The organism is Actinoplanes sp. HUAS TT8, from assembly GCF_051380535.1.
In the GTDB taxonomy this organism is placed as follows: domain Bacteria; phylum Actinomycetota; class Actinomycetes; order Mycobacteriales; family Micromonosporaceae; genus Actinoplanes.
Genome location: NZ_CP195646.1, coordinates 1113885 through 1138298, shown reverse-complemented (window position 1 = coordinate 1138298; position 24414 = coordinate 1113885). Strand labels below are relative to the sequence as shown.

The window sequence follows — 24414 nt, the reverse complement described above, 5'->3', positions numbered from 1 at the left end:
TCCCATGTAAAGCATTCATTCATGGATGTCACCGCAGCGGTCTGGCGTGACCCGAAACGGCCGCTCTGGCCGCTCGCGCTCGTCGTACCCGCCCTCCCCTTCGCCGCGCTCCTGCTCGCCACCGCCACCGGATCGTCGTGGGCCTGGTGGCTCACGCCCGTCGTCATCCTCGGCGTCATCCCGGCCGTCGACGTCCTGATCGGCGACGACCACGCCAACCCGCCCGACGAGGCGGTCCCCGCCCTGCAGGCCTCCCCCTACTACCGGTGGATCACCTACCTCTTCCTGCCCGCGCAGTACGCCGCCCTGGTCGTCACCTGCGCCGCCTGGCGCACGCACCCCGGCGCCGGACTGGTCCTGACCGCCGGACTGGTCAACGGCATCGCCATCAACACCGCCCACGAGCTGGGCCACAAACGCGAATCGGCCGAGCGCCGGCTGTCCCGGATCGCGCTCGCCCCGACCGGGTACGGGCACTTCTTCGTCGAACACAACCGGGGACACCACGTCCGGGTCGCCACCCCCGAGGACCCGGCCAGCTCCCGGCTCGGCGAGTCGTTCTGGCAGTTCTGGCCGCGCACCGTCGCCGGCAGCCTGCGGTCGGCCTGGCACCTGGAGACCAGCCGGCACCGGTTGCGCGGGCGCAGCCCGTGGCACCCCCGCAACGACGTCCTCACCTCGTGGGCGATGACCGTGATCCTGTTCGCCGCGCTGACCGTCGCGTTCGGGCCGGTGGTCCTGCCGTTCCTGGTCCTGCAGGCCGTCGTCGGGTTCACCGTGCTGGAGGCGGTCAACTACCTGGAGCACTACGGGCTGCTGCGGCAGCGCAACGCGGCCGGCCGGTACGAGAAGGTCGACCCGCGGCACAGCTGGAACAGCGACCGGCTCACCACCAACGTGTTCCTCTTCCAGCTGCAGCGGCACAGCGACCACCACGCCAACCCGTTGCGGCGGTACCAGACGCTGCGCAGCTTCGACGTGTCACCGCAACTGCCGGCCGGGTACGCGACGATGCTGCTGCTCGCGCTCTTCCCACCGTTGTGGCGGCGCGTGATGGACAGGCGGGTGCTGGCCCACTACGGCGGCGACCTCACCCTGGCCAACGTCCACCGCCCCGGGCCGGCATGACGAAGCGGGCGTCCCGGCCACTGCTGCGGCAGCCGGGCGGGCCTCGGTAGCGCGGCTTCACGCCGTACGGGAAAATCGCGAAGCGCCCGGAAAGCGCGAGTCGCCCAGCGGCCCGGCGCCGTCAGCTGCCGCGGCGGTGTTCGAAGATCAGGTAGGTCTCGGTGCCGGCGATGAGGCGGGTGCCGCTGAGGCGTTCGGTGATGACCGTGCGCAGGTCGTCGACGTCGGCCGCCTCGATGTGCAGCAGGAAGTCGTAGTTGCCGGAGACGAAGTAGACGTCGCGGACCGCGGGAATGCCGGCCAGCGATTCCGCGAACTTGCCGATCGCGTCGCGTGCGTCCGACCGGATGCGGACGGCGATCATCGCCTGGATGGGGCGGCCGATCCAGGCCGGGTCGACATCGGCATGAAAGCCGCGGATCGCCCCCATCTCCCGTAGCCTGCGAATCCGGGTCAGACAGGTTGACGGCGCGATGCCGACCCGCTCGGCCAGCGCGTTGTTCGGCATCCGGCCGTCGGCGCGGAGCAGGCTCAGCAGCTCCAGATCGATGTGATCCAGGCCTCGAACATCCTTCGGCAGATCCGTCATGACACACCGTTCCGCTGAAGAAAATGCGCCGGGGATGTTGCGAACAGAATCTTGTTCGCTCGACTTGCCCGCTCACTGCACATCGTTTCACTCTAACCGCATACGGCGTCATTCCCCTCGGCGCCGAGCGAGAGGAAATCCCCATGCACATCGGTGTGCCTAAAGAGGTCAAGAACCACGAATACCGTGTGGCGATCACGCCCGCGGGCGTGGTGGAGGCCGTGCGCCACGGGCACGAGGTTCTCGTGCAGGCCGGCGCCGGGGTGGGCTCGGCGATCAGCGACGACGACTACGTGGCGGCCGGCGCCCGGATCCTGCCCGACGCCGACGCCGTCTGGGACGCCGCCGACATGATCCTCAAGGTGAAGGAACCGATCGCCGAGGAGTACCACCGGCTGCGCGCCGGGCAGGTCCTCTTCACCTACCTGCACCTGGCCGCCGACGCCGAAGGCACCAAGGCGCTGATGCACAGCGGGACGACCGCCATCGCGTACGAGACGGTGCAGCTCGCCGACGGTTCGCTGCCGCTGCTGGCCCCCATGTCGGAGGTCGCCGGCCGGCTCGCCCCGCAGGTCGGCGCGTACAGCCTGATGCGTAACAGCGGCGGCCGCGGCGTCCTCCCGGGCGGTGTGCCCGGCGTGGCCCCGGCCAAGATCACGGTGATCGGCGGCGGCGTCTCCGGCGTGAACGCGGCGACCATCGCACTCGGCCTCGGCGCCGAGGTGACCGTTCTCGATCTGAGCATCCCGCGGCTGCGGCAGATCGACGCCCAGTTCGGCGGCCGGATCCGGACGCTCGTCTCCAGCTCGTACGCGATCGAGCAGTCCGTTCTCGAGGCCGACATGGTGATCGGCGCCGTGCTGGTGCCCGGCGCGAAGGCCCCGACCCTGGTCAGCAACGCCCTCGTGAAGCGGATGAAGCCCGGCTCGGTGCTCGTCGACATCGCCATCGACCAGGGCGGCTGCTTCGAGGACTCGCACCCGACGACCCACCAGGACCCGGTCTACCAGGTCCACGACTCGGTCTTCTACTGCGTGGCCAACATGCCCGGCGCGGTGCCGAACACGTCCACGTACGCATTGACCAACGCCACCCTGCCGTACGTGCTGCGCCTGGCCGACCTGGGCTGGAAGGACGCGCTGCGGGCCGACCCGGCGCTCGCGCTCGGCCTGAACGTGCACGCCGGCAGCCTCATCAACGACCTCGTCGGTTCAGCGCTCGGCCTCCCCACCGAGTCCGTCAGCTCGGTCCTCGCGGCCTGATCCGGCGTTCCGCGCGCCCTCCGCCCTCGCGATCGATCTCCGTGATCGCGGCGGAGGGCGCGCCTCGTTCCCGCACCCCGCGCCCCAGGCCACCGCGCCACGTTCCCACGCCCCGCGCCACGCGCCACGTTCCCGCGCCACGTTCCCGCGCCCCGCGCCACGTTCCCGCGCCACGTTCCCGCGCCCCGCGCCACGTTCCCGCGCCCCGCGCCACAGGTCACCGCGCCTCGTTTCGGCCGCTCCCCGCGCCCCGCGCCCCGCTCCCCGCGCCCCGCTCCCCGCGCCGCCGGCCCCGCCGCGGTTCCGTCACTGGATGGGCAGGCAGTCCTTGGACGTCACGGCCTTGCGGCTGGTCCGGGCGACCGTCCCGGCGCTGTACTTGTACTCGTAGGTCAACTTCAGGTCGGGGCACGCGGTCGGAGCCTTCGCACTCACCCCGTAGGCGGTGATCGTCAGCACCCGCCCGTTGACCTTCAGGGACTGAACCGCCGGGACGTCGGCCGAGCCGAGGTCGCCGAGCAGGGTCGCGATCCGCTTCGGCTTCTCGCCCCCGGCCGCACCGTCGAAGATCTCCACGGTGCTCGGCCAGTACGACGTGATCGCCGTGCAGGTGCGGGCCACCGCGACGTCGTCGACGCCGTCGCCGGTGAGGTCGCCGGTCGTCATCTTCTCGACCTCGACCTTCTGCCCCTTGTTCGGGCAGGGCGCCAGCGCGGCGAACCAGTTGCCGCCGTCGCCGGGGTCGCCGGCCGGGGTCGGCTTCACGGTCTTCACCGGGGTCACGATCGGCTTCGAGGTCACCGGCGCGGCGCTCGGCGTCCCGGCCGGGGCCGTGGTGGACTCGGTGACCGGCGCCGATCCGGGAGTGGCGGGAGCCGCGGCCGGACCACCCTTGTCGGTGCAACCCGTGGCGAGCAGGGCGATCGCGGCAGCACCGGCAAAGACAAAGATTTTGCTACGCATGATGGCAGTCCCCGTGAGCTGTTTCGCGGCCGTCCGTCGCGGCCCGTCTGACGAGGACTCTATGAATCTTCCGAGGACGGTACGTCACACCTTCGTGCCACTCCGTCGCCACCCCACCGTCCGGCCGCGAGAGGTCAGCCCGCCGAGTATGACGATGGCCCGCCGCCCCACCGTCCGGCCGCGAGAAGTCAGCCCGCCGAGTAGAGGATGGCCCGCTCGGTCTCGTTCAACGCGGAGACCGGGACGTCCTGAGCGTTGCGAGTCTCCGCCAGCTCCACCAGTTCGTCCGGCCGCACCCGCGCGGGCAGCTTCCCGAAGCGCGCGACCCGGGACAGCTCGGCCTCTTCCGCCGTCATCGGTTCGTCTTCCATGGCCACCATCGTGTCACCAGCGCGCCTCGTGCACCAGGATCGCGACCTGCACCCGGTTGGCGCAGCCCAGTTTCTCCAGCAGCCGCGACACGTACGCCTTCACGGTCGCCACGCTCATGTGCAGTTCCGCGCTGATCTCCGCGTTCGACCCGCCGGTCGCCACCGCTTCGGCGACGGCTCGTTCCCGTTCGCTGAGCCGTTCCAGTGCGGCCCGGGCCCGTTCGGCCGTCTCGCTTCCGCGCGGCGCCGGATCTTCCTCGCGCCCGACCGCGTAGCCGATCAGGCGGGGCACCACCGCCGGGGCGAGGATCGACTCCCCGGCCGCCGCCCGCCGCACCGCGTCCAGGATCGCCTCGGGCGCGATGTCCTTGAGCAGGAATCCGTTGGCGCCGAGCCGCAGCGCGCCGAGCAGGTGTTCGTCGGTGTCGAAGGTGGTCAGCACGATCACCGCCGGTTCCGGGCCGTCGCGCCGGATCTCCCGGGTGGCGGCGAGCCCGTCCATCCGCGGCATCCGGATGTCCATCAGCACCACGTCGGGCCGCAGCCGCCGGGTCAGCTCGACGCCTTCGGCGCCGTCCCCGGCCTCGCCGACGATCTGCAGGTCCGGCCCGGCCCCGAGGACCAGCCCGAGCCCGACCCGCACCAGCGGGTCATCATCCACGACCAGCACCCGAATCACCCCGGCCACGCTAGCCCCTCCACCCGACGACACCCGTCACCACGGAAAGGACCCGGCGAGGACCTTCCGACGGCGAGAGCCCGGCGAGGACCCGGCGAGAGCCCAGCGAGGACCTTCTGCCGACCCGGCGAGGACCCGGCGGGCCTGTCACGACGCCCGCCACGGGAGCCACGCCTCCAGCCGGAAGGTGAGCGCGCCGCCCCCGTCCCGGTGGATCCCGTGCCGGAAACGACCGCCGGCCAGCTCGACCCGCTCGGTGAGACCGACCAGCCCGGCCCCCGCGCCCGGAGGGGGACTCGAACCCTCTCCGCCGCTCGGCAACGGGTTGGCGATCAGGACGTGCACCTCGTCGTCGCCGGTCCGGGTCAACGCGACGCTCACCGGCGTACCCGAAGCGTGTTTTGAGGCATTGGTCAGGCCCTCCTGAACCAATCGATACACCGTCCGGCCCAGGGCCCCGCCCGGCGTGCCCAGGTCACCGGCCAGCTCGACGCGCAGGCCGGCGGCGCGGGCGTCGTCGATCAACTCGCCCAGGCGCTCGATGCCGGGTTGCGGGCGCAACCCGTCCCCGTCGTCGGCCCGCAGCACCCCGAGGATCTCCCGCAGATCCTCCAGCGCCTGGTGGGCGCTGTCCCGGATGGTCGTCGCGGCCTTGCCGACCTCCTCCGGCGTCAGGTCGGGCCGGATGACCAGCGCCCCGGCGTGCAGGCTGACCATCGAGATCCGGTGGGCGAGCGCGTCGTGCATCTCCCGGGCGATCCGTTCCCGTTCGAGTGCCCGCAGCCGATCGGCCCGGATCCGGGCGTCCTCCTCGGCCCGGGCCGCCCGTTCCCGCAGCACGTCGACCAGATCCCGGCGGGCCCGCATGGCGATCGCGATGGCGACGGTCGCGGTCAGGAACGCCAGCGTGAACAGGAACTCCAGGGGCGGTGGCAGGTCCGGGTCGGGGCGGAGCAGGCTGTAGGCCACCGCGGCCAGCAGGTGCAGCCCCAGCATCACCGGGATCACCCACCCGCGGCGCCGGGTGATCAGTGTGTAGAGCGCGATCACCCCGGCCAGCCCGGCGAAGTCGGTCACCACCGAGACGGGCACGAACAGGGCGGCGACGGCCACCGGATGCGCGCGCCGCCACCACAGCGTCAGCGCCGCGGCCATGGCCAGCACCAGGCTGAAGAACGTCGCGTCCCCGCCGATCCGCCCGCTGCCCTCGGCCTCGGACGCGATCACCAGCGCGGCGAACCCGGACGCGGCGATCGCCACCAGGTCGAACACCCGCTCGCCGGACGCGGCCAGGGTCCGTTCGAGCCGGTTCATGATCGGACCAGGGGACGCCAGAGCTGTTTGTCCCCGTCGTCGCGGACCGAATATCCCAGCTTCTCCAGGGTGGTCAGCATCTCGCCGGCCTCCTGCGCGGCCTTGCGCCGCACCGCGACGGCCCGGGCCGACAGGACCGCGTCGACGGCCGGCGGGAGGCCGTCCTCGCCGGGATTCCAGGGTCGATAGAGCGCCGCGTACGGATCGGAGTCGCGCCACGGGAACCCCCACTCGCGGAACGCCGCCTCCAGAACCTTGCGCCGCGCCCGTGGGAGGCATCGCGCGGCCTGCCGGGACTCCCGGTCCAGCACGATCAGCGTCTCGCCGTCCAGGTAGAGCGCCGCCATGTCGCCCCGCGCCACGCTCACCTCCCCGAACCGGGCCTCCCCGGGCCCGACCGTGATCGTGACGAGCCGCTCATGACTCACCAGGGTCACGAAGAGCCCCGCCGCGACCAGGATCGCCCCCTGAACGGCCAGCTCCCACGGCCGGTCGACCGCCCCGATGACCCGGATGACCGCCCGGAACGGCAACGCGATGCCCAGCCCGAGCGCCCACCGCGCGACGATCGGCAGCACGGCCGTGAGCAGCAGCCCGACCGCCGCCGGACCGGCCGCGACGAGCACCCGATCCGGTGGCGAGAAGCCGAGCTCCCTGGTCATGCCCCGACGCTAGCCCGCCCCGGAACCGCTGCCACCGGCCGAAAGTAGGGGACGGGAAACTTTGGTCTAGGCGGGGCCGGACTACGCCTCCGGCAGCGGCACGGCGAGGGCGATCGTCAATGCCAGCACCCACTGCGGATCCTTCAGCTTCTCCCCGTACAGCTCCCGCAGCCGCGCCATCCGATAGCGAACCGTCTGCGGATGCACGAACAGCTCGGCCGCCACGTCCTCCCGCCGACCGTGGTGCACCAGCCAGCTGCGCAGCGTCTCCACCAGCTTCGCGGCGGCCGTCCCCTTCTCCCCGGCGAGGGGTGCGAGGGCCCGGTCCCGCAGGTCGGCCAGTGCCCCGGAGTCGGCCGACACCACCAGCTCGGCCAGGTGCTCCTCGGTGTCCACGACCGCGCCTTTGACCGGCGTGTGCAGCTGATGGACGCGAACCGCCCGTTCGACCGAGCACTGCGCCCGCAGCCACGGGCGGGCCGGCCCGATCACCGCGTTGTGCCCGGTCAGCAGCCTGATCAGATGCGCTCGGGAGGTTCCTTGCGGGTCGGGCACGAGCAGCACGGCCGTGCCCGGGAGGTCGGGCAGGGCCCCGGCCAGCGGCAGTGTCCGCGGGTCGAGCAGGTCGATCAGCGACCGCGACGAGCGTTCCGGCAGCAGCACCGCGGTGAGCGTCTGCGGCGGTGTCCACTCGGCCCGCTCGGCGGCCGCCTGGAGCACGTGCGCGGGCTCGCCGGCGACCAGCGCCTGGGCGAGTTGTTGCAGGTAGCGCAGCCGCAGCCGGCCGGTCGTGGCCAGTTCGTCGGCGTGCCCGGCGACGCTGGCCGCGGAGAGTTCGTCGATGTAGGCGAAGACCAGTTCGGCGAAGTCGGCGATGGTTCCGGCCGGCTGCCCGGAGCGGACGCTGATCGCGGCCAGTTCGCGCCAGGCGACGCGGGCGCCCACCCGGTACGCCGAGAGCAGCGCGTCCAGGCTGCGACCGGACCGGGCTTCGCCGCGCCCGAGCGCGTACGCCGCTTCGAGGGCGGCGGCGAGGGGGGTGCCGGGGTCGGTGCCGGGCCGGGAGACCAGGCTGAGGAAGGTGCCGAGGGCGGCCTGCACGGCCCGTTCGATCTTGTGGCCGAGCTCGCCCGCGAACGGCTCCGCGTACGCCGGCACCTCCATGATGATCGCCGTCACCGTCTGCACGGCAACCTCGGGGAGCCCGTGTCGCAACGGGCTGACGACCTCAAGCGGCAGACGGTACGACCGAACGTCACGCAGCGGCTCGATCACACAAAACTCCCTCGTCTTCGGTCCGACCCTTGTCCCCGCCGAACAATTATGGTCCCCCCGATTCACTTCCCCTGGTCATGCTTTCGTTTGCCGGAACCAGCAGTCTTGTTCAGGTGGCTGTTACACAGACATTGCGCAACGGCGCGTGGCGTGTCGTCGAGTTGATCACCACTCCGGTGGTGCCGACCGATTACCTCGACGTGATCGCTCCCCTGCGCAATCCGAACGTACTGCGCGCCCGTGTCGAGGCGGTTCACCGGGAGACCGCGAACGCGGTCACCCTCGAGCTGCGGCCGGGCCGCGGGTGGCGCCCCCACGAGCCGGGGCAGTATGTTCGTCTCGGTGTCGACGTGGACGGCATCCGCCTGTGGCGCTCCTACTCGGTGAGCAGCCCGGCCGGTCACCCTTCCGGGCGCATCCACGTGACCGTCAACGCCGTACGCGATGGGGTCGTCAGTTCTTATCTTCTGAAGCATGCCCGCCGCGGCCTGGTGGTGAACCTCGATCTGCCGGCCGGCGATTTCGTCGTGCCGCGTCAGCGGCCGGCGAAGAGCCTGTTCCTGACCGCGGGCAGCGGGATCACGCCGGTCATGGGCATCCTGCGCAGCCTGGTCCACGAGCTCAGCGACGTGATCGTGGTGCATTCGGCCCGGTCGAGCGAGGACGTCGTCTTCGGCGCCGACCTGCGCGCGCTGGCCGAGCAGGGCCGGATCACGCTGATCGAGCGGCACACCGCGGCCGACGGTCGGCTGAAGCCGGCCGAGCTGGACACGCTGGTCCCTGATCTGTTCGAGCGCGAGACGTGGGCCTGCGGCCCGGGCGACATGCTGGACGCGCTGGCCGACCACTGGTCCGAGGCGGGCGCGTCCGAGCGGCTGCACGTCGAGCGTTTCCGGCCGACCGTGCTGGTCGCCGGCGAGGGCGGCACCGTGACGTTCGAGAAATCCGGAACCGTGGTCGAGGCCCCGGGTGGTTCGTCGATCCTGGAAGCCGGCGAGGCCGCCGGGCAGCTGATGCCGTCCGGTTGCCGGATGGGCATCTGCTACTCGTGCGTGCTGCCGATGCGCGAGGGCATCGTCCGCGACATGCGTGACGGCACCGTCACCACGGCCGTGGAGGGCGACAACGTCCTGGTCCAGACCTGCATCTCGGCCGCCGCCGGCCCCTGCCACCTGGACGCCTGACTTTTCCCCGGAAACCCCCCGAAGCTGAGAAACGACCCCCCAAAAAAGAGCACAGAACAGAGGAACTCGTGACGACGCTGCAACGCCAGGAAGTCAACCCGATCGGCCACCTGACCGCCGAGGACATCGAGGCGATCGGCCGTGAGCTGGACGCGATCCGGGATGAGGTGCTCGCCGTCCGGGGGGAACGCGACGCCGCCTACATCCGCAAGGTGATCAAGGTGCAGCGCAGCCTGGAGATGGGCAGCCGGGCCGTGCTGCTGTTCTCGCTCTTCCCGCCGGCCTGGATCGTCGGCACGGCCGGCCTGTCGGTGGCCAAGATCCTGGAGAACATGGAGGTCGGCCACAACATCCTGCACGGGCAGTACGACTTCATGCGTGACCCGAAGATCCACTCCACGACCTGGGAGTGGGACCACGTCACCCCGGCCGACCAGTGGAAGCACTCGCACAACGAGATCCACCACAAGTACACGAACGTGGTCGGCAAGGACAACGACCTCGGTTACGGCATCATGCGGGTCGACGAGAACCAGAAGTGGCACCCGTTCTTCCTGGCCCAGCCGTTGTGGAACTTCATCAACGCGCTCTTCTTCGAGTACGGGATCGCGGCTTACGACCTGAACCTGGGCCGCAACCTGAAGTCCAAGAAGCGCCGCAACGACCCCGAGTTCAAGGCCAACGTCAAGGCGGTCGGCCGCAAGATCCGCCGCCAGATGCTGAAGGACTACATCATCCACCCGGCCCTGTCCGGCCCGTCCTTCCTGCACACGATCGCCGCGAACTTCACCGCCAACATCGTGCGGAACCTGTGGAGCCACTCGGTGATCATGTGCGGTCACTTCCCGAACGGCGTCTCCACCTTCGAGCGCACCTCGATCAAGGGTGAGACCCGCGGCGAGTGGTACCTGCGGCAGATGCTCGGCTCGGCCAACATCTCAGGCAGCAAGCTGATGCACATCATGACCGGCAACCTGTCCCACCAGATCGAGCACCACCTCTTCCCGGACCTGCCGAGCAGCCGTTATGCCGAGGTCGCGGTCAAGGTGCGGGCGCTCTTCGAGAAGTACGACCTGCCCTACGTGACCGGTCCGCTCCCGGTCCAGGTGGCGTCGGCGTGGGCCAAGGTCATCCGCCTGTCCTTCCCGAACCGCAAGCCGACCGCGGCGCCGGACCACTCGCGTCCGCCGCGCATGCCGGTCGCCGAGCCGGCCACGGTCTGACGGGTCAGCTCCGGAGGTGCCGCCCGGCCGGGCGCGCCTCCGGCTGCCTCAACAGCAGGTATCCGTAGAGCCACATCGGCCCGTAACCGAGCACCACCGCCCACATCATCGGGAAGTCGGCGCAGAAGAACGCGCTCACGCAGATCAGCGTGAACAGGCAGCCGAGCAGGTAGGTCCCGACGGCGACGAACGTCGGCCGCTGCCCGCCGCGCCGCACGTGGCGGGTGGTCATCGCGTACGCGAATGGGATCGCCCCGGGCTGGACGATCAGCAGGATCATGCCGAGCATCATGACGACGGTCCCGGCGGACACCCCGACGTGCGGCACCCGGCCCACCCCCTGCCCATCGACGACCACCAAGGTCCCCGCAGGTTACTTGCCGGTATCGCCCGTGCGCCAGGGGTAACTGCCAACATCAAGAGCAATGTGCGCGTACGGCGTCAAGCCCACCCCCGGAAGCACAGTGGCCGAGCCCGCCGCGACATCCGCGAGCGCTGTTCAACTTCCGGTCACCTGACGGAAACACGCAGGACCCAAGATCAACCGATGGTTTCCGATGTCGCCCCGGCCACCGCCGCCGTGTCCGGAGGGATGGCCCTGCGCCGGGCCGCCATCGGCGCGGTGCTCGCCGGCGCGGCATGTGTCCTGGTCAGCCTGATGGGCCACGAGGTCGGCGACTTCGTGGACGCGACCATCCTGCTCTGGGCCGTGGTCGCGCTCTACAGCGGACCGGACCGGCACGCCCGGATCGCCGGGGCCGCCGCCGTGGTGGCCGCCCTGGTCGTGTGGCTCGGCACGGTCCCGCTGCCCGACGCCGGAGTGGCCGGCCACGTGATCCGGGCCCTGCTCGGCGCCGCGGTCGCCAGTCAGGTCTACGCCCTGGTCACGCAGGCCGGGGCTCAGGACAGGTAGGCCAGCTCGGGCAGTTCCGCGCGGTAGGCGTCGATCAGCCGCGCGGCCAGCGCCGGGTCACCCACCAGCGGATGGGTGGCCATCGCGCGCACGGCGGTGTCCCGTGATCCGGTGGCCACCGCCTCCAGGATCAGGCGGTCGGTCGCCTTCACCGCCCGTACGAGATCAACGGCGTGCCCGGGCAGGGCCGCGACCGGCCGGGGTTTCGCACCGCGCGCATCGACCGCGCACGGCACCTCCACCACCGCCGCGTCGTCCAGGATCTCCAGCGTGCCCCGATTGGCGACGTTGAGGATCAGCGACGCCGGCTCGTCCCGGGCCACGGCCCGCATGACGGCCAGCGCGACCCCCTCGTAGCCGGCCGGCCGGGACTCGTCCTGCTCCCGCTCGCCGGCCCCGGTCAGGTCCCGGTTCTCGGCCATGTAGGTCGCCTCGCGCTCGCGCCACGCATCTGTCCAGGCCTGCAGCGGATCCCGCGAGGCGATCTCGTGATAGGTGCGGTCCTGCTGCTCACGCAGGAAGGCACCGCGCGTCCGGGGCGCCGACCGCACGGCGTCGAGGGTTCCGGCCGGGTCGTAGTAGTAGTGCAGGTACTCGTTCGGGACCGCCCCGAGCTCCCGCAGGTTCCCGAAGATCCGCCCCTCCTCGAACGTCCGCAGCCGCTCGTCGTCGGCGAGCAGCCCGGGCAACAGGTCCCGCCCGGTCGCGTCGTGCACCCCGTAGAGCCAGCCCAGGTGGTTGAGCCCGGCGTAGTCGATCCGCACGTCCCCGGCCTCGACCGACAGCGCCCGCAGCACCCGGTCGACCAGGCCGGTCGGCGAGTCGCAGATCCCGATCACCCGGTCGCCGAGCACCCCGGCCATCGCCTCGGTGACCAGCCCGGCCGGATTGGTGAAGTTGATCAGCCAGGCGTCCGGCGCCAGCTCGGCGGCCCGGGCCGCGATGCGCAGCGACTCCGGGACCGAGCGGAGCCCGTAGGCGATCCCGCCCGCCCCGACCGTCTCCTGCCCGAGCACGCCGGCCGCCAGGGCGACCCGCTCGTCGACGACACGGCCGCGCAGCCCGCCGACGCGGATCGCGCTGAAGACGAACGCGGCCCCGGTCAGCGCCTCGTCGAGGTCGGTCGTGGTCCGCACCGGCAGCGAGCCGAGCGCGGCCAGGACCCGGCCGATCGCGTCCAGCCGGGCCGCGTCCACGTCGTACAGGACGACCTCGGTGATGGTCCACTCCGGGTCCGCGAGCAGGGCCTTGTACACGAGCGGAACGCGGAAACCGCCGCCGCCCAGGATGGTCAACCGCATGATCAGCCCTTCATCGCCTCGTTGCCGGCGGCCTGCGCCTTCCGCAATCCTTCCGCAACGCCCAACTGCCCGAGGAACACCTGCTGCAGGATCGGCTCGTAGGCCGTCCCACCGGCGCCGACCCGGGGACCGACCGGCGCCGGGAACGTCGTCCCGGCGGCCGAGTCGAGGAACGGCCGCACGTCGACGCCCCGCCGCTTCCAGTAGTCGACGAACGCCGGCTGGACCGCGGTGACGCCCGGGAACGCGAACCCGCCGGCGGCGATCGGCCGTTGCCCGTCGGCCGAGCCGACCCACTTCAGCACCTCGACCGTCGCGGCCCGATGCCGGGTCCGGGCCGAGGCGACGGCGGCCACGCCGTGCACCACGCCGATCCGCCCGGCCGGGCCCCGGAGCAGCGGCGCGATCCCCCACCGGAAGCCGGCGCCGTCCTGGACGCTCGTCAACGAGAACGGGCCCGACTGGAACAGTGCGAGCCGGCCCCGGGTGAACAGCTGCAGCGCCTTCTCGGCGTTGGTGTTCGTGTCGGCCGCCGAGGGCGCCACGTGACCGGCATTGATCAGGTCGACGACGTACCGCGTGGCCTGCACGGTCCGCGGCCGGTCGGCGAAGTCGAAGGTGTCGCCGGACTGCCAGGTGCCGCCGTTCGAGCCGACGAAATCCCAGAGGACGGCCTGCTGGTCGAGGGCGGCGTTGAACCCGTACGTCGTGATGTTCCCCGGGTCGAAGCCGGCCTGACCGGGGTGCCGGCCCGCGCCGTCCTCGGTGAGTTTCCGCAACGCCGCGCGCAGCGGATCGTCGGCGGCGGCCGGGTCCCAGCTGAGCGCGGCCGGATCCACCCCGGCCCGCTCGACCAGGTCCTTGTTGTAGAAGAGCGCGATCGAGTCCCACAGCTGCGGCACGCCCCACAGCCGGCCGCCGCGCGTGTAGAGGCCCACGACCGATGTCGTCCAGTCGCCGGTGAAGTCGACCGGCAGCAGCTTGCCGTTGTCCGCGTAGAGACCCAGGTTGGACGTGTTCGTCCAGAAGACGTCGGCGGCCGTGCCCGCGACCACGTCGGCCGGCAGCTTGGTCCAGTAGTCGGCCCAGGGCACCACCTGCACGTCGACGTGGATCTTCGGGTGCGCTTTCTCGAAGACCGAAAAAGATTGCGCGTACGCCGAAGCCACCCGCTCGTCCCAGAGGCGGAACGTCACCGTCGTCCGCCCGTCCACGTCGTCGCCGCCGGCGATCGAGCAACCCGCGCTCAACAGCACCGCCACGATGCTCAGAACCAGTCGTCGCACGGGCGCTCACCGCATCCCGGTCAGGGCGATCGACCGGACGATGTGCTTCTGGAAGACCACGAAGAGCACGAGCAGCGGCATCGTGGCGAGCGTCGTCGCGGCCATCACCAGCGTCCAATTGCCCTGGTACTGGCTCTGCAAGCCGGCGACCGCCACGGTCAGCACCTGCCAGCGCACCCCGCTGGTGACCACCAGCGGCCACAGCAGGTCGTTCCAGTGGCTGACCGCCGTGATGATCAGCAGAGTGGCCAGAACCGGACGGCTCAACGGCAGGACCACGTGCCGCAGCACCCGCAGGTGGCCGGCGCCGTCGAGACGCGCGGCGTCCAGAAGCTCCTGCGGGACGGCCCGGAAGAACTGGCGCAGCAGGAAGATCGCATACGGCGAGCCGAACATCGACGGCAGCACGATCCCCCAGAACGTGTTCACCAGTCCGACCTGGCTGAGCAGCACGAACCGGGGCACGAGCACGGCCACCACCGGCACCGTCAGGGTCGCCAGGTAGACCCGGAAAATCGCGTCCCGCCCGGGGAAATCGAGCCGCGCGAACGCGTAGGCGGCCAGCACCGAACAGATCAGCTGACCGAGAACGACCACCAGGACGACCTGCACGGTGATCACCAGCGGCGGGAACAGGCTGTGGCCACCGGCGATCAGCTCGGCGTAGTTGGCCCCGGTCGGCGGGGCGGGCCGGGCCAGCGGCGGCTGTTGTGCGAACTGCCGCGCCGTCTTCAGCGACGTCTGCAGGCTCATCAGATAGGGCGCGAGGATCACGAGCGCGCCGAGGCCCAGCGCGAGATAGGTGAGCACGGCACGACGCATGGCTCACCCCATCTCGTACGTCGACCGGCGGCGGAAGAAGGCCTGCTGCGCGACCGTCACCGTGATCAACAGCAGGAACAGCGCCACGGACATGGCCGCGGCCCGGCCCATCCGGAACTCGACGAACGCCTCGCGGTAGATCGCGTAGGCCACCACCTGGGTCCGGCCGGCCGGACCACCCCGGGTCATCGCGTACACGGTGTCGAACACCTGGAAACTGCTGATCACGCCGGTGGCCAGCACGAAGAACGTGGTCGGGCGCAACAGCGGCAACGTGATCCGCCACAGGCCCTGCCACGGGCCGGCCCCGTCGACCCGGGCCGCCTCCGAGAACTGCGGCGGAACGCCGGCCAGCCCGGCCAGGAAGAACAGCGCCACATAACCCACATTGGTCCAGACGGTCACCGCGGCGACCGACGGCAAGGCCAGAACCGGACTGGTCAGCCACTCGACGCGCTGACCGAGCACCTGATTGACGGCACCGTCGGACGGATCGAGCAGCCAACGCCAGACAACGCCGAGCGCCAGCGGGGCGCTGATCCACGGCAGCACCAGAATCGCCCGGAACCAGGTGGCGCCCGGCAGCCGCTGGTCGAGCAGCAGGGCGGCGGCCAGGCCGAGCACGGTCTGCACCGGAATGACCAGCAGCACGAAGACCGCGGTGACGGCCAGCGAACGGCCGAACCCGGGATCGGTCAGGATCGACCGGTAATTGTCCAGCCCGGCCCAGCGGGCGGGGCTGAGCAGATCCCACCGGAACAGGCTGATCCCGGCCACCACCACGACCGGGACCAGCAGAAACCCGCCGACCCCGACCAGGCTGGGCGCCAGAAACGCCAACCCCACCGCGGTGTCCCGCCGGCCCGCCCGCGCACGGCCCGGCGCCGCCGTCACCGCCTCACCGCCCCCGCCACTCTTCATGTGCGTCGCGGTGGTGGGCGGCCCTCCCCTCACGGCTCGGCGTGGGCGTCGGACAGGCGAGCGATCGTGGCGGTCGCACGGTGCACCGCGTTGCGCTTGCCGGGCGGGATCACGTCGGGCAGGAACGCGAACCGGCGGGCCAGCTCGCCCTCGCTGGACTCGGGATGTCGTGCCTCGGCCGCGCGCAGCGTGGCCTGCCACCAGTCGGCGATGTCGCCCCAGCCGGGCGCGGAGAGCGACCCGCCGAAGTGCTGCACGGAGAGCGCGGCCACCAGATTCGCGAAGGCGACCCGGTCGGCCAGCGGCCACCCGCCCAGAGTCCCGGCGATGAACCCGGCCGTGAACACGTCACCGGCGCCGGTCGGGTCGAGCGCCTCCACCGGCACGCCCGGGACGGTCGCCACCTCGCCGGTCGCCGAGTCGATGGCCAGGGCGCCGTCACCGCCGTCGGTGACCACCACGATCGGGACCAGGCCGGCCAGTTTGTCGAGCGCGGCCGACGGGGTGCCGGTGCGCGTGTATCGCATCGCCTCGACGGCGTTGGGCAGGAAGGCGTGGCAGTCGGGCAGCACCGAGAGCGCGTCGAAGTCCCATTGATCGGTCTCGTCCCAGCCGACGTCGGCGAAGATCAGGGTGCCGTTGCGGCTGGCCCGGGGCACCCAGCCGGTGCCCGAGCCGCCCAGGCTCACGGCCGCCGCGCGGGCCGCCGGAAGCCCGTTGACCAGGCCCTCGTCGTCGGTGGGGAGCGGATGCCCGTGGGTGATCATGCTGCGGTCGCGGTCGTAGGCCAGCGAGACGGTGACCGGCGAGTGCCAGCCGTCGAGCCGGCGGGACGCGGAGAGATCGATTCCCTCCTGGCCGCTGAGCACCTGGTGGCAGAATTCGCCGTAGGCGTCCGTGCTCAGTGCCGTGCCGAGACCGGTGCGCAGGCCGAGCCGGCCGGCCGCGACGGCGAGGTTGGCCACCCCGCCCGGGCAGGACCCCATCCCGGAGGCCCGGACCTCGGTGCCGGGCCCGGGCAGCTCACGCAGCCCGGTGAAGATGACGTCGAGGAACACCACCCCGGGTACGAACAGATCGAGCTGGCGCGCCATTGGCCGATCTTACCTCCGTCCCGATAGGTCAAGTGGAGATTGATCACCGAGTGCGGCGCACGTCTCCGTGGGCCGCACGCAGCGTGTCGACGTGACGATCGGTGCCCGGCGGGTGCAGCCGGTCCAGCATCTGCCACGCCTCGTCCAGAGCCTGGGACAGCTCGGTGACCCGGCCGGCGTGCTGGCGGCGCACGTCCTCCCGCACCTTCTCGATCCGGCGCAGCCAGCCGGCGCTGTTCTCCGGGCCGGCCCGGGGCGGCGCCGGCGGCGGAGGGGGCGGCGGTGGGTCGAGGACGTCGGCGGCGGGGACGATCGCGGCGATCGGGCGGCCGCCGTCGACCACGACGACGACCTGGCCGGTCAGCCCGGTGAGACGGACCAGCTGCTGGAAACGCAGGCGGGTCTCGGCGATGGACAACTCGATCCGGCGGCGGATCGGCATGGCTGCTTCTCCCATGCCGCCGATAATGCGCGCGGGGTACGACAGTTTTGCGATAGCTTCCGCGCCATGGCCGACTCACTTGTGGATTCCGGGGACGTGCACAGCGTGGTCGAGCAGGCCGTGGCCGCCCTGCGATCGGTCGGCGAGCAGGACTGGCAGGTGCCGGCCGGCGGGCTGGACTGGTCCTGCTGGGAGACGGTCGAGCACGTCGCCGACGACCTTTTCGCGTACGCGGGTCAGCTGGCCGCCGACCGTCCACCCACCGACGAGTACGTGCCGTGGGGTTACCGGCGCAGCCGTCCGGGCGCGCCCGCGCTCACCGTCCACGTGGACCCCGAGCACGGCACCGCGGGTCTCCTGCGGGCCCTCGAAGCGGCCGGCGGCCTGCTCGCCGCGGTCGTGCGGGTCAGCCCGGCCGATCGGCGGGGCTATCACCCGTTCGGGGTCTCGGACGCCTCCGGTTTCGCCGCGATGGGCATCGTCGAGGTCGTGGCCCACCTGCACGACGTCGCCGGGACGCTGAAGTTCCCCTGGTCGCCGGATCCGGACGTGTGCGCCCGCGTGCTCGGCCGCCTGTTCCCGGACGCGCCGGCCGGTCACGAGCCGTGGCCGACGCTGCTCTGGGCGACCGGCCGGGCCGAGCTGCCCGGGCATCCGCGCCAGGAGAAATGGCGCTGGTACGCCTAACGGCGGTGCCGGATCAGCGCCTCCATCGCCTCGTCGGCGCTGTCCGACAGCACGGCCAGGTCGACGTCGGTGTAGATGCGCCGTTTGCTGTCGACCACGCAGTGCGCCCCGAGCATGACGCCGCCCGGTGCGACCAGCGGGACGCCCAGGTAGCTGCGCAGTCCGGTGGTGGCCAGGAACGGGTTGGCCGCGTGCACCGGGTCGTCGCTGAAGTCGGCCACGCAGTACGGCTCGCCGTTGAGCACCGTGCGGCTGCACACCGCCCACTCGGCCGGCGCGCCCTGCGGGGTGGCGACCCAGTCGCGCAGACCGTAGGACCCGACGATCTGCTGAGCGTCGGCGCCGAGCACCGACACCAGCGAGACCGGTGTCTCCAGGAGCTTGGCGCTGCGCTTGGCCACCTCGTCGAGGGCGGCGCGCAGCGTGGGATCGGCGAGGTCGTAGCGGGCCAGCTCGGTCAGCCGGGCCGGCTCGGCCAGGCGGTCGTAGAAATCGGTCTTCATCGGTACCTCCCCGGGGGATGAAGCGCCGTCACCAGGAACGACGACACGACAGGGCGCGAGTTGAGGATCAGTGACGGAAACCACCGACGAGATTGGTGAGGTCACCCGCCAACCGGGTCAAGTCTGCCGCGGCCTGCTGTGTGGTGCGCGCTCCCTCGGCCGTCGCGGCCGCGACTTCCGCCACACCGGTCACCGTACGGGCCACCTCGCCGCTGCTCGACGCCGCCTCGGCCACCGAGCGGCTCATCTCCCCGGTCGTCGCGGTCTGCTCCTCGACGGCCGACGCGATGGTGGTGGTGTAGTCGCCGATCCGCTGGATGACGTCGGTGATCTCGCCGATCGCCGCGGTCGCCGACGTGCTCGACGCCTGGATCGCACCGATCCGCGCGGTGATCTCCTCGGTCGCCTTCGCGGTCTGCTGGGACAGCTCCTTGACCTCGCCGGCCACCACCGCGAAGCCCTTGCCGAGCTCGCCGGCCCGGGCCGCCTCGATGGTCGCGTTCAGGGCCAGCAGGTTGGTCTGCTCGGCGATGGTGGTGATCAGCTTGACCACGTCGCTGATCTCGGCGCTGGCCGTGCCCAGTTCGGCGACCTGGCGGGTGGTGCGCTCGGCGACGTTCATGCCCTCGTTGGCGACCCGGGCCGCCTCGGCCGCGTTGGCCGCGATCTCGGTGATCGAGGCGCTCATCTGCTCGGCGCCGGCCGCGATCGACTGCACCCCGACGTTGACCTCCTCGCTGGCCGCGCTGGCCGAGCCGGCCTGTTCGGCGACGTCCCCGGCACCGCTCTGCAGCTGTGAGCTGACCGTGTTGAGCTCCTCGGACGCGCTGGCCAGGGTGACCGCCGAATCGCCGATGGTGGTGACCGTCTCGCGCAGGCGCAGCACCGCGGCGTCCAGGGCGCGACTCATCCGGCCCGGCTCGTCGGCCGAGGTGATGCCGGTGCTCTGGGTCAGGTCGCCGGCCGCCAGGCCCTCGCAGACCGTGGTGACCCGGCGCAGCGATCGGACGATGCCCCGGGCGACCACGAAGCCGAGGCCGAGCGCGGCCAGGATGCCGATCACCAGGACCACGACCGACTCGAGACGGCTCTGGTGGTAGCTCGACCGGGCCTCGCCCGCGGCCGCGGCGGCGTCGGCGCGCTCCGCCTCGCCGAGCTCGGCCAGGCCGGCCTTGATGGTGGTCACCAGCGGCTGGATCTGGGCGGTGCGGACCTCCTGCCACTTGGCCAGGTTGTTGGCCCGGGAGAGCGGGAGGAGCTGGTTCCGGGCCACGTCGACGTACTTGGCCCAGTCGGTCTCGAGCGTCTGGATGGTGGTGGCCGACCCGGCCGGGCCGGTGGCGATGTAGTTCTTGAAGGTGGTGCTCACGTCGGCCAGGTCGGTGGTGAACTCCTTCTCGTACTTGGCCTTGTTGGTCGCGTCCGAGTAGACGGCGTGGTTGGTCAGGTCGAGACGGGACTGGGTGATCGCGTTCTCCACCTCGCCGAGCACGGCGACGCTGGTCACGTTGTCCTCGAAGATCTCGTTGGCCGACGCGCTGGCCTCACTGAGCGAGCGCAGACCGTTCGCCCCGATCACCAGCGCCACCACCGCGGCGACCGAGATCGCGGTCATGACCTTGATGTTCACGCTGAGATCCGCCCAGAACCGCTTCATCGTCCGTCTTCTCCCGCGCCCGGTGCCACCCCTGTACTAGAAAGGTCGGCACCGGGGACGAACTGCTGAGTGTGGGTGCCGGTGCACCGCGCACGACCGCACCATCCGGTTTCGCGTCGACATTCCCAGGGCCCTTCCCCGCCGTACGGGAAAGGGCCCTTGATCTTGAAGGTGGTGATCTTCCGGGGTTGGTGCCTCAGCCGACCAGCAGCTGGGTGCGCAGCGCGCGGAGGTCCCGGGCGCTCAGGCCCAGGCCCGTGCGAAGATAGCCGTCGAAGCTGCCGTACTTCGCGCTGACCTCGTCGAACCCGGACTGCAGGTACTCCTCGCGGACGTCGAGCACCGCCTTGTAGCCGGGCCGGATGACGGCCGGGACCTGGGCCAGCGTGGCCGCGTTGGCGGCGGCGTTGTAGTCGTTGCTGAGCAGATAGTCCCGCAGCACCGTGTCGCGCGGCACACCGAGCGCGGTCAGGAGCGCGGCACTGGCCCAGCCGGTCCGGTCCTTGCCGGCCGTGCAGTGGTAGAGCACGTCGGCGGCCGTGCGGTCGGCCACGGTCGTGAACAGCGTCCGGTACGACGCGCGGCCGGAGTCGGAGGAGACGAACGCCTTCTCACCGGCCACCATCATCGCGACGCCACCGGCCTCGGTGGTGAGATCGATCGTGCCCAGGCCGCCGCTCGCGTCGCTGGTGCCGATCACGTTCAGGTTGAGGTAGGTGACGCCCGCGGGGATCCGATCGGCACCCGTCGCGATCTCCGACGGCGTACGGAAATCGATGTCGGTCCTGATCCCGAGACGCCGGAGCTCGGCCACGTCGGCGCCGGTCAGCGCGGCGAGCGAGTTGGAGCGGTAGATGACGCCCATCCGCACCCAGCGGCCGTCCGCGGTCCGGTAGCCGCCGGCGTCACGGAAGTTGGGCGCCGAGGCCAGGTGCAGCGAGCGGTCGGCCAGGGTCAGCGACTCGCCGCGGTCCGGGACCAGCTCGAACCACCAGCGGTCGGCCTCGCCGAGGTTCTTGACGGTGACGGTGGCCTTCTCGCCGCCGCGGGCGACCGGCTTGTGGTGCTCGATACGATCCTGCGCCTTACCGGCGTAGATCGTCACGTTCCGGGCACCCGGGGCCGACCAGGTGATCGTGAACGTGCCGTCGGCGTTCTGGGTCACCGTGGCCGCGGTGAACGGGATCCGGTGCTGGGACTGGTCCTGGTGGGAGGCGTGATGCCCGGTCCGGTCGTGGGCGGACGCGGGGGCGGCGGTGAGGCCGGCGCTCAGGGCGACGGCGCAGGCCAGGCAGGCGTTGATCAACTTCACCGGTGCATTGCATGCGGTTGAAGCGACGGTTGCGCCATGGCTAAGTAAACGGATATTTACTAGCTGGTTTTTTGCTGCCGGTTCACCCGCGGAGTGATCGGGAGGCGCCGGATGAACGGAACAAAAGGATCCTTGAACGTACGGGCGGCCGTGCTGAACAACAGCGCGGCGGCCACCATCCCGACCGCCGGTGTGCCGATCAGCAGCGCGATCACCGTCGCGACCAGGCCGCCCCAGACCATCACGCGCAGACCCACGTCGACGACCGGAATGCCGCTCGGGCGTTGCCTGGTCCAGATCGGCAGAAAAGAGCAGGCCAGCGCCAGTGCGACCGCGCCCAGCACGGCGGCCGACGTGAGGAAGGCCTGCGGCCAGTGGTAGTGACGGCCCAGCGTGTAGCCGCCCGAGACCACACAGCCGAACCACACCTTGGCGAGCGCCCAGCGCCCGAGCCGGAACAGCGGATCGTCGAAGTCGGCCACGCCTCCCCACCCTAGGGCGTCCTCTCATCCGGCCAAGGCGTCCTCGAAGGCTTTGCGGGTGTGGCCGGTGCGATCCAGGACGGCGAAAACGACCAGGTCGAACCGTGGGCCGGCGGCCAGGGCCTCGGCGAAGACCCGGGCGACCTCGGCCGGGTCGTTGCCGAAGACACCGCAGCCCCAGGCGCCCAGGACCAGCTCGCGGTGGTCGTGAGCAGCCGCGACCCGGAGGACCCGGGCGGCGCGGCGGGCCAGGGTCGCGCGGATCTCCGGGAGATGCTCGGGCTGGTTGAGGGTGATCGCGGAACGATTCGGGGCCGCGGAGACCAGGAACGAGGCCGGATACGCCGTAGGGAGTAGACGGCCCTTGTCGTCGCGGAAGACCGGGACGGCCGGGGCGTAGATGATCCGGTCGGTGTAGAGCAGGTTCGGATCGGCGCGGTGGTGGTCGTAGAAGGCGCCGGCCTTGAGCAGGCACGGGTACATGGCCGAGGCTCGGGCCAGGCTCTCCTCCTGCGCCTGGGCGCCGTTGCGGAAACCGCCGCCGGGGTTGCGGGCCGAGGCGAAGTTGAGGACGGCCGGGGTGCGGCTTCGGCGTACGTCGCTGGTATGTACTCCCCTGGTCCGACGACAGCGGCGGGCGGGCGCGGCAGGATCGTCGGCATGACGCAGGTTCTCGGCGCCGTCCGTGTCGGCGCGCTGCGGCCGGTGGAGCGGGCCGCCCACCTGGTCGGGGCGCTGCTGATGCTCTCCGGCGTCTTCCATCTCGGGGTTTTCCTGGTCGACGGCGGGCCGTGGGAGGGTCCGGTCTCGTGGCGGAAGCCGGCGACGTTCGGGCTGTCGTTCGGGCTCACCCTGATCACGGTCGCCTGGGTGACGAGTTACCTGGTGATGAGCCCGCGGGTCCGGGGATGGCTGCTGGGCGTCTTCACCGCCGACTGCGTTCTGGAGGTCGCCGGGATCACCGTGCAGGCCTGGCGGCGGGTGCCGTCCCACTTCAACACCGAGACGCCGGTGTCCCGGGTGATCGCCATGGCCCTGGCCTTCGGAGGCGCGGTGCTGGTGGTGGTGCTCGTCAGCTTCGCCGTCGTCGCGCTCCGGGGGCGGGTGCGGGGGCCGTCCGACCTGCGGCTCGGGCTGCGGGCCGGGTGGGCGCTGCTGCTGCTCACCCTCGCGACCGGGGTGGCGATGGTCGCGAAGGGGTCGATCCTGTACCGGACCGAGAGTCCACAGGTGGCCTACGAGACGGCGGGTTCACTGAAGCCGGTCCACGGGGTGGCGCTGCACGCCGTCCTGGTCCTTCCACTGCTGGCCGTGGTACTGCGCGGGCTCGGCTGGGAGGAGGCTCGGCGTTATCGGGCGGTCCGGCTCGCCACCTGGCTGTATGTGCTGGCCACGGCGATCGCCGCGGTCATCTCGCTGACGTGAGCGGCACCGCGGTTGCCTCGCTGACGTGAGCGGCACCACGGTCGTCTCGCCGGGTCGATCGCGGTGCCCGGGAAGGTCACGGAGATGATTCCGGGCCTGGCCGGGGGATGTCTCGCAGCATCGTCGTGGTGAGTTCGGTCAGGCGGGCGGCCGCCGCCGGGTCGAGGGTCGGCAGGTCCAGGGGCAGTTCACGGCCGCGATCGATCGCGGTCAGCTGGGCGCTCGGCGGGTTGTCGATCCAGCCTCTGATCGGGCCGATCGCGTCGGCGACGGGCTGCGCGGCGAACCGGGCGGCGACACGGATCAGGGTGCGCACGAGGAACGGCAGCGGCGCGAGGTTGCCACTGCGGGTGAAACCGGGGTGATACAAGACGTAACGAGATTTTCCGACAAACCCGGCGCCGAGCAGATCATTCGCGCGCCCGGCCTGAAGCTGCGCGGTGATCATCGAGTACTTCCCGGTCAACTGCGGATCGTCCCAGTGCACCCCACCACGGGTCACCCCCACACCGGCCACGTTGACGATCAACGGATGGTCGGCCCGGTCCATCAATTCCGTAAGGCCGTAACTGAGCAGGTAGCGACTCAGGTAGTAGAGCGCGAACGTCGCCTCCAGACCCTCCGCGGTCTCCATGCGCCGAGGCGACTGCGCGTTGGCGAACAACAGCAGCGCATCCACAACGGGCCACCGCGACCCGATCTCCGCGATCACCCGCCGCACCTCGGCCACGCTGCTCAGATCCGCGCGCAGATACGTTATTCCGGAGATCTCCGGAACGGTGGATCGCCGCCCGATCGCCACCACGGTGTCGCCCCGCGCGGCAAGAGCCACGGCGAGCGCCCGCCCCATCCCATCACTTCCACCGCTGATAACCACGACTGCCATAGCCTTGACCCAACCCCGTCCACCCGTCACCAG

Annotated in this window: 27 protein-coding genes; 7 read left to right on the top strand and 20 right to left on the bottom strand. The window is 71.2% G+C overall.

What is annotated here, in order from left to right:
* Nucleotides 1–21 precede the first annotated feature (21 nt).
* The gene (locus ACSHV8_RS05050) at nucleotides 22–1128 is read left to right on the top strand and encodes an alkane 1-monooxygenase (protein ID WP_436529850.1); all 1107 of its coding nucleotides are present in this window, start codon (nucleotides 22–24) and stop codon (nucleotides 1126–1128) included.
* Between the two features lie 121 nt (nucleotides 1129–1249).
* On the opposite strand, the gene ACSHV8_RS05045 is transcribed toward ACSHV8_RS05050, so the two are convergent.
* Nucleotides 1250–1717 carry an Lrp/AsnC family transcriptional regulator gene (locus ACSHV8_RS05045; RefSeq protein WP_436529848.1) on the bottom strand — a complete coding sequence of 156 codons (468 nt, stop codon included), beginning with the start codon at nucleotides 1715–1717 and terminating at the stop codon, nucleotides 1250–1252.
* Between the two features lie 143 nt (nucleotides 1718–1860).
* Here ACSHV8_RS05045 and ald point away from each other — a divergent pair, with 143 nt between their 5' ends.
* Nucleotides 1861–2979, top strand: a complete 1119-nt coding sequence (gene ald, locus ACSHV8_RS05040; RefSeq protein ID WP_436529846.1) for an alanine dehydrogenase — start codon at nucleotides 1861–1863, stop codon at nucleotides 2977–2979.
* 306 nt (nucleotides 2980–3285) lie between these two features.
* Here ald and ACSHV8_RS05035 read toward each other — a convergent pair whose 3' ends face one another.
* From ACSHV8_RS05035 to ACSHV8_RS05010, 6 genes are all read right to left on the bottom strand, one after another.
* The gene (locus ACSHV8_RS05035; RefSeq protein ID WP_436529844.1) at nucleotides 3286–3942 is read right to left on the bottom strand and encodes a hypothetical protein; all 657 of its coding nucleotides are present in this window, start codon (nucleotides 3940–3942) and stop codon (nucleotides 3286–3288) included.
* Nucleotides 3943–4130: 188 nt separating this feature from the next.
* A complete protein-coding gene (locus ACSHV8_RS05030; protein WP_436529842.1) occupies nucleotides 4131–4313 on the bottom strand; it encodes a hypothetical protein in 183 nt (60 codons plus the stop codon).
* Nucleotides 4314–4326: 13 nt separating this feature from the next.
* On the bottom strand, nucleotides 4327–5001 hold the full coding sequence (locus tag ACSHV8_RS05025; RefSeq protein WP_436529840.1) for a response regulator: 675 nt from the start codon (nucleotides 4999–5001) through the stop codon (nucleotides 4327–4329).
* Nucleotides 5002–5139: 138 nt separating this feature from the next.
* Nucleotides 5140–6306: a sensor histidine kinase gene (locus ACSHV8_RS05020; RefSeq protein ID WP_436529839.1), complete on the bottom strand. Its 1167-nt coding sequence runs from the start codon at nucleotides 6304–6306 to the stop codon at nucleotides 5140–5142.
* Nucleotides 6303–6968, bottom strand: coding sequence for a YqeB family protein (locus tag ACSHV8_RS05015; protein ID WP_436529838.1), 666 nt, complete (start codon nucleotides 6966–6968; stop codon nucleotides 6303–6305). Before ACSHV8_RS05015 ends, ACSHV8_RS05020 begins: the two co-directional genes overlap by 4 nt.
* An 81-nt stretch (nucleotides 6969–7049) precedes the next feature.
* A complete protein-coding gene (locus ACSHV8_RS05010) occupies nucleotides 7050–8243 on the bottom strand; it encodes a PucR family transcriptional regulator (RefSeq protein ID WP_436529836.1) in 1194 nt (397 codons plus the stop codon).
* A gap of 77 nt (nucleotides 8244–8320) precedes the next feature.
* Here ACSHV8_RS05010 and ACSHV8_RS05005 point away from each other — a divergent pair, with 77 nt between their 5' ends.
* Both ACSHV8_RS05005 and ACSHV8_RS05000 read left to right on the top strand, forming a co-directional pair.
* On the top strand, nucleotides 8321–9427 hold the full coding sequence (locus tag ACSHV8_RS05005; RefSeq protein ID WP_436529834.1) for a ferredoxin reductase: 1107 nt from the start codon (nucleotides 8321–8323) through the stop codon (nucleotides 9425–9427).
* Nucleotides 9428–9495: 68 nt separating this feature from the next.
* Nucleotides 9496–10650: a fatty acid desaturase family protein gene (locus tag ACSHV8_RS05000; RefSeq protein WP_436529832.1), complete on the top strand. Its 1155-nt coding sequence runs from the start codon at nucleotides 9496–9498 to the stop codon at nucleotides 10648–10650.
* A 4-nt stretch (nucleotides 10651–10654) separates the two neighbouring features.
* Here ACSHV8_RS05000 and ACSHV8_RS04995 read toward each other — a convergent pair whose 3' ends face one another.
* Complete coding sequence (locus ACSHV8_RS04995; protein WP_436529831.1) at nucleotides 10655–11011, bottom strand: hypothetical protein; 357 nt, start codon at nucleotides 11009–11011, stop codon at nucleotides 10655–10657.
* A gap of 186 nt (nucleotides 11012–11197) precedes the next feature.
* Here ACSHV8_RS04995 and ACSHV8_RS04990 point away from each other — a divergent pair, with 186 nt between their 5' ends.
* Nucleotides 11198–11563, top strand: coding sequence for a hypothetical protein (locus ACSHV8_RS04990; protein WP_436529829.1), 366 nt, complete (start codon nucleotides 11198–11200; stop codon nucleotides 11561–11563).
* On the opposite strand, the gene ACSHV8_RS04985 is transcribed toward ACSHV8_RS04990, so the two are convergent.
* The 6 genes from ACSHV8_RS04985 to ACSHV8_RS04960 are packed head-to-tail and all read right to left on the bottom strand — an operon-like array spanning nucleotide 11551 to nucleotide 17444.
* On the bottom strand, nucleotides 11551–12864 hold the full coding sequence (locus tag ACSHV8_RS04985) for a 6-phospho-beta-glucosidase (RefSeq protein WP_436529827.1): 1314 nt from the start codon (nucleotides 12862–12864) through the stop codon (nucleotides 11551–11553). The genes ACSHV8_RS04990 and ACSHV8_RS04985 overlap by 13 nt on opposite strands.
* A gap of 2 nt (nucleotides 12865–12866) precedes the next feature.
* Complete coding sequence (locus ACSHV8_RS04980) at nucleotides 12867–14150, bottom strand: ABC transporter substrate-binding protein (protein ID WP_436529825.1); 1284 nt, start codon at nucleotides 14148–14150, stop codon at nucleotides 12867–12869.
* A 6-nt stretch (nucleotides 14151–14156) separates the two neighbouring features.
* Nucleotides 14157–14972 carry a carbohydrate ABC transporter permease gene (locus tag ACSHV8_RS04975; RefSeq protein ID WP_436529823.1) on the bottom strand — a complete coding sequence of 272 codons (816 nt, stop codon included), beginning with the start codon at nucleotides 14970–14972 and terminating at the stop codon, nucleotides 14157–14159.
* A gap of 3 nt (nucleotides 14973–14975) precedes the next feature.
* Nucleotides 14976–15893, bottom strand: a complete 918-nt coding sequence (locus tag ACSHV8_RS04970; RefSeq protein WP_436529821.1) for a carbohydrate ABC transporter permease — start codon at nucleotides 15891–15893, stop codon at nucleotides 14976–14978.
* A gap of 29 nt (nucleotides 15894–15922) precedes the next feature.
* Nucleotides 15923–16987: a PfkB family carbohydrate kinase gene (locus tag ACSHV8_RS04965; RefSeq protein ID WP_436529819.1), complete on the bottom strand. Its 1065-nt coding sequence runs from the start codon at nucleotides 16985–16987 to the stop codon at nucleotides 15923–15925.
* Nucleotides 16988–17030: 43 nt separating this feature from the next.
* Nucleotides 17031–17444, bottom strand: coding sequence for a hypothetical protein (locus ACSHV8_RS04960; RefSeq protein ID WP_436529818.1), 414 nt, complete (start codon nucleotides 17442–17444; stop codon nucleotides 17031–17033).
* Nucleotides 17445–17495: 51 nt separating this feature from the next.
* On the opposite strand from ACSHV8_RS04960, the gene ACSHV8_RS04955 reads away from it, so the two are divergent.
* Nucleotides 17496–18116 (top strand): DinB family protein, encoded by a 621-nt coding sequence (locus ACSHV8_RS04955; RefSeq protein ID WP_436529816.1) that lies wholly within the window; start codon nucleotides 17496–17498, stop codon nucleotides 18114–18116.
* Here the strand turns inward: ACSHV8_RS04955 and ACSHV8_RS04950 are convergent.
* The 5 genes from ACSHV8_RS04950 to ACSHV8_RS04930 form a co-directional block, all read right to left on the bottom strand.
* Nucleotides 18113–18619 carry a GAF domain-containing protein gene (locus ACSHV8_RS04950; RefSeq protein ID WP_436529814.1) on the bottom strand — a complete coding sequence of 169 codons (507 nt, stop codon included), beginning with the start codon at nucleotides 18617–18619 and terminating at the stop codon, nucleotides 18113–18115. The genes ACSHV8_RS04955 and ACSHV8_RS04950 overlap by 4 nt on opposite strands.
* Nucleotides 18620–18686: 67 nt before the next feature.
* Nucleotides 18687–20276: a methyl-accepting chemotaxis protein gene (locus ACSHV8_RS04945; protein ID WP_436529812.1), complete on the bottom strand. Its 1590-nt coding sequence runs from the start codon at nucleotides 20274–20276 to the stop codon at nucleotides 18687–18689.
* Nucleotides 20277–20472: 196 nt separating this feature from the next.
* On the bottom strand, nucleotides 20473–21588 hold the full coding sequence (locus tag ACSHV8_RS04940) for a tyrosine-protein phosphatase (protein WP_436529810.1): 1116 nt from the start codon (nucleotides 21586–21588) through the stop codon (nucleotides 20473–20475).
* Between the two features lie 59 nt (nucleotides 21589–21647).
* Nucleotides 21648–22070 carry a hypothetical protein gene (locus tag ACSHV8_RS04935; protein WP_436529808.1) on the bottom strand — a complete coding sequence of 141 codons (423 nt, stop codon included), beginning with the start codon at nucleotides 22068–22070 and terminating at the stop codon, nucleotides 21648–21650.
* Between the two features lie 24 nt (nucleotides 22071–22094).
* Nucleotides 22095–22793, bottom strand: coding sequence for a TIGR02452 family protein (locus ACSHV8_RS04930; protein WP_436529806.1), 699 nt, complete (start codon nucleotides 22791–22793; stop codon nucleotides 22095–22097).
* Here ACSHV8_RS04930 and ACSHV8_RS04925 point away from each other — a divergent pair.
* The gene (locus ACSHV8_RS04925) at nucleotides 22731–23495 is read left to right on the top strand and encodes a hypothetical protein (RefSeq protein ID WP_436529804.1); all 765 of its coding nucleotides are present in this window, start codon (nucleotides 22731–22733) and stop codon (nucleotides 23493–23495) included. The genes ACSHV8_RS04930 and ACSHV8_RS04925 overlap by 63 nt on opposite strands.
* 76 nt (nucleotides 23496–23571) lie before the next feature.
* On the opposite strand, the gene ACSHV8_RS04920 is transcribed toward ACSHV8_RS04925, so the two are convergent.
* On the bottom strand, nucleotides 23572–24381 hold the full coding sequence (locus tag ACSHV8_RS04920; protein WP_436529802.1) for an SDR family NAD(P)-dependent oxidoreductase: 810 nt from the start codon (nucleotides 24379–24381) through the stop codon (nucleotides 23572–23574).
* Nucleotides 24382–24414: the final 33 nt, after the last annotated feature.